The organism is Actinomycetota bacterium, from assembly GCA_030682655.1.
Lineage (GTDB): Bacteria > Actinomycetota > Coriobacteriia > Anaerosomatales > JAUXNU01 > JAUXNU01.
This window is the reverse complement of sequence record JAUXNU010000075.1, coordinates 1-4,091: the sequence shown is the minus strand read 5'-3', so window position 1 is coordinate 4,091 and position 4,091 is coordinate 1. Positions and strand designations below refer to the sequence as shown.

Annotated in this window: 3 protein-coding genes; 2 read left to right on the top strand and 1 reads right to left on the bottom strand. The window is 64.6% G+C overall.

Features of this window, described 5'->3' with window-relative positions:
* Window positions 1-217 precede the first annotated feature (217 nt).
* Window positions 218-1,570 carry an IS1380 family transposase gene (locus Q8K99_04540; protein ID MDP2181821.1) on the bottom strand — a complete coding sequence of 451 codons (1,353 nt, stop codon included), beginning with the start codon at window positions 1,568-1,570 and terminating at the stop codon, window positions 218-220.
* Between the two features lie 336 nt (window positions 1,571-1,906).
* Between Q8K99_04540 and Q8K99_04535 the strand changes: the two genes are divergently transcribed.
* Together Q8K99_04535 and Q8K99_04530 are read left to right on the top strand one after the other, a co-directional pair.
* Window positions 1,907-2,869: a PhnD/SsuA/transferrin family substrate-binding protein gene (locus tag Q8K99_04535; GenBank protein MDP2181820.1), complete on the top strand. Its 963-nt coding sequence runs from the start codon at window positions 1,907-1,909 to the stop codon at window positions 2,867-2,869.
* 58 nt (window positions 2,870-2,927) lie between these two features.
* Window positions 2,928-4,091: HAMP domain-containing sensor histidine kinase (locus Q8K99_04530; GenBank protein MDP2181819.1), on the top strand; the 1,164-nt coding region annotated here is incomplete at its 3' end.

Sequence of the window (4,091 nt, the reverse complement as noted above, 5' to 3'; positions counted from 1 at the left end):
CTAGCCTCGATATTTCACGAAGGTCGCCGAGCCGGTTCTGAAGTTCCGAATCGACCCTCCTGCCACGATATCGCATCTGTCTGAGCGTCGCTCACGTCACCCGTGGCCCTTCGCGAGCCCGGACGGGTCTTCCAGGGCCGTTGCGGCCCGTTTTCGGGCGCGATTCAGCGAGCCCCCCGATCGTATCCGCGATGTCGGCGTCTGGAGCCGGGTCCGCTCAGCCCTCGGGTAACGCCCTGAGTCGCTGAAAGGCGGTGAGGAGCACATCGGCCCACGGCCAGGAGCGCGACAGACGCAGGCGGACCCCACGCGCGTGGGTCACGATCCTTCCCGCGACGTGCAGCAGACGGTACCGCAGACGCTTGGGCTCGGCTTTCGCCAGCGGGGTGCCGGAGAGCAGCAGCATCCTCGTCCACGCCACGAGGTCGCAGCCCATGAGCACGAGCTCGAGCCACGCCTCGTTCATGGAGAAGGCCCGGAAGGGCAGGTTGCGCAGCCCGGATGCCTTGGCGCATCTGATCGAGTCCTCGATCGCGGCACGAGAACGATGCAGCTGCTCGAGGCGCGCGATGCGCGATCCCGTCTGGTTCGTGAGGAACACCTGGAAGCGGTGACCGTCGTCGTCGGTGAAGGTGAGCTGCGCTCCGGGGTGCGGGCGCTCGCGGCGGCAGATCGCGCGCGTTCCTTGCGGCCAGGTCGAGAGATCCAGGTCGAGTTCGGCCACCCACGCTCCCTCGCGAGTCCCGCCGGAAGCGTCGAGCGCGGGCCTCCACGCCTTGCCCGGTACGGCCAGACACGCCTCGCGCACGCGCTGCGTGAGGTCGAATCCCACCGAGAAGAGCAGTCCGTGTGCGGCGACCGCGTCGAGGAAGGCGTGCGTGGCCCCCGCCGAGTCGCAGCGCACGAGCGTGCCGGGGCCGGCCGCCCCTCGCGGCAGCTGTGCCAGCGCGAGGTCGAGGACGGCGACGTGGTCTGTCGCGGTGTTGGCCCCGGCGTTGCCCGGGCGCAGGATGCCAGCGAGCCCCTCTCCCGTGGTGGCCTCGAAACACGTGAGCGGGTGGAAGCCAAAGCCCCTCTTGTAGGTGCCGGCGGCGCGTTCCTTGTCTGAATGCGAGGTGACGAGCGTGGCGTCGATGTCGAGGACGATACGCCCGGGTGCGCCGACGATGTCCCACACACGGGCGCGGGCGAGTGCGCGCGCCTCGCGGATGCGCGTGAGTGCCTGCCCATCGAGACGTTCGGCGGCACGGTAGACGGTGGAGGCGGACGCCACCTCCCCGAAGAGCACCCGCTGGCCCCTGAGCGCCCCAAGATCGCTCAGGCAGTCGCCGCCGTCGGCGAGCATCACGGCGATGTCTCTCACGATGCGGCCGGGTTCATGGCGAACGCTTCTGGAGTGCGAGGAGACGGTGCCGACGAGTGCCGCGGTGAGTCCGATCGCGTCACACAGACCGGTGAGCAGGGCGGTGCCGGCACGGGAGGTCAGACCATCGGCGTCACAGGTGACTTCAAAGCGGGAGGCGGGCGTGTTAGCGTTCACCAAGACGGTGTTCCTTTCGCGTGGGGTCATGGAGGTCTTGTAACTCCCATTATCCCAGCTCAAAGGGTCACCGTCGCCTGTTTCAGGCAGGAAAGTCAGGCGCTTCGTGAAATTTCTAGGCTAGTGGGCCATCTTTTCACATGGGGAATCCTCTTCTCGGCGGCGACGCATGCGCGGTCCGATCATCCCGTGACGAGGTTCGCGGGGCTTATGTTGGAACACCTTCTCTTCTGCGAGATCGAGCACGCCGAGGAGCTCTCGCTGTCCCGGAGCACACCACGGCCGGGAAGTGACCACCAGCAGTCGCCCGACGTGGACGTACAATAGACACATCGCACAGCAAGGGTGGACACTGTGGGACAAGACATGCCTGATCGCACAGAGGAGCACATGAGCGGCGATCCCCTGACCTCCCAGCGGGCTTTGTCGAGCCGTTGGCTCGTGGCGGCGATTGTTGCGACCATCGCGTTCGTGCTGGTCGTGGGCATCGCGCTCGCGAGTATTTTCGGCTACTACCCCGTTGATCGCTCGATCGAGGTGAGCGCGAACGTTGGCGACGAGGCGACGCCGCTCGTCGTAGCCGTAGCCGTAGCCCGCACGCCCGGCGGACCGGGCGAATGGTCCAACTGGGCTCGCGTGATCAAGTACCTGTCCGAAGAGCTCCATCGCCCGGTGACTGTGCGCTACCTCTCCAAGGAAGATGAGTCCGCTGAGGTCATCGCCAGCGAGGACATCGATATCGCCTTCGTTTGCGCACACACATATCTCGACTTGGCTGACTCCGATTCGGCGGTAGGCGTGTGCACGCCGATCATCGACGGCGAACACACCTCGCGGATGATGCTTCTTGTCCGGGCCGACGATCCGGCCGAGTCTTTCGCAGACCTCGCCGATTCCAGTGCTGCCGCTTCGGACAAGAGCTCGCTCGGTGGATACTCGTACCTGCAGTACCTTGCCGGTAAGCATGGTGTGCGGGTCGACGAGTACTTCTCCGAGCTCAGGATGGGGGAGACGCAGGAGACCAATCTACGGGACGTGATAGCGGGTGATCTGCGGGTCACTGTCGCCAACAGCGCCCAGACCGCCGACTGGGACCTGTCGAAACTCAAGATCATCGATGAGTCCCCGCCCGGCGGTTGTCCCCCCGTCGTTGTCTCCTCGGACATGGATCCCGAGCTTCGCGAGTTCGTCAAGCGGATCCTTGTTGAGATGAACACGGATGTGCTTCTGCCGGCCGACAGCCACATCGACGGGTTCGTCGAGTTCGATCATGCCGACTATGCGTTCGCCGACACCCTTCGGCGAGCGTGTGGTAGCCATGACCACTAGGGGGCCGGCTTCGACACCGGGTGATTCCCGAGCCGCGTCGCGCCTCAGCTCTCTAAGCGTGCGATACGTCTCCCTCATCGTTGCGATCGTGATCTCGTCCGGCCTGGTTCTGGGGCTGGTTGTCACGCTTACCTCGGTTCGAAACGCCGCCGAGGAACGTCGTCGCAGCCTCGAGTACGCAGGATCTGTCGTCGCCGCATCGCTCATTCCCGTGATCGCCGATCAGGACCCGGGACTTATCAAGGCGCAACTCAAGGGGATTCTCGATACGAGCGAGGCGCATTCCATCGAGTGCATCGAGATCATTGACGCCGCAGGCGTGGTGATCGCCGAGACCGAGGAGGGCTGCACTTGCGATCTCGTCGAGCCATCCAGGGGTCTGCTCGATGAGTTCACGAAGCCGCAAGCCGTGCTGGTTCCCATCGAGGTCGAGGGCCAACGCCTCGCGAGCGTGCGCATCCAATTCCTTCCTGTCGGTCTCGAAGACGCTGTGTACCAACCTCTTGCCGTGACCGTCGTGGTTCTGTTCCTTGCGATGGTCGTTGCCGCACTTTGGGGCGTCTGGACGGTGCTGCGGACGGTTGTCGAGCCGATCGAGACGCTGCGCAACGCGGCCAAGTCCATCGCCCAGGGGGAGCGAGGGGTCAGGCTCTCACAGGATCGTGGTGACGAGATCGGCGAGCTGGCCACCGCTTTGGACGACATGACCGAACAGCTGTCGCGTCAGGAGCGAGAACTGCTCGAGTCATACCGGTCTCTCGAGGGCGCGTTCGAGGAGAAAGCCGATCTCGCGCGACGTCTTGAGCGCACCATGGAATTCAAGTCGGACTTCGTCGCAGTCGCCTCCCACGAGCTTCGCAGCCCTCTTGCGGTAATCAGGCTCTACGCCGAGATGCTTGCCGACAACGAGTTCGGTGGTGTGGACCCGCCTCTGAAGGAGGCGGTCGATTCGATCGTGTCAGCGACCTCGCGGCTGACGGCTATCGTCTCCAGCCTGATGGATGTGGCGCTGCTCGAGCGCGGACTCATGCCGCTCGACTACGAGAAGACCGAGCTGCGCGGGATCATCGAACAGGCCGTGTCCGACTTCGCTGCCATCGCGGCCAGGCGTGATGTGAGCGTGGATTTCTCAGGCGAGTCACGCCCGGTCGAACTCCGCGGAGATCCGATCAGACTGAGACAAGTCATCGACAACCTTCTGTCGAACGCGATCAAGTACTCA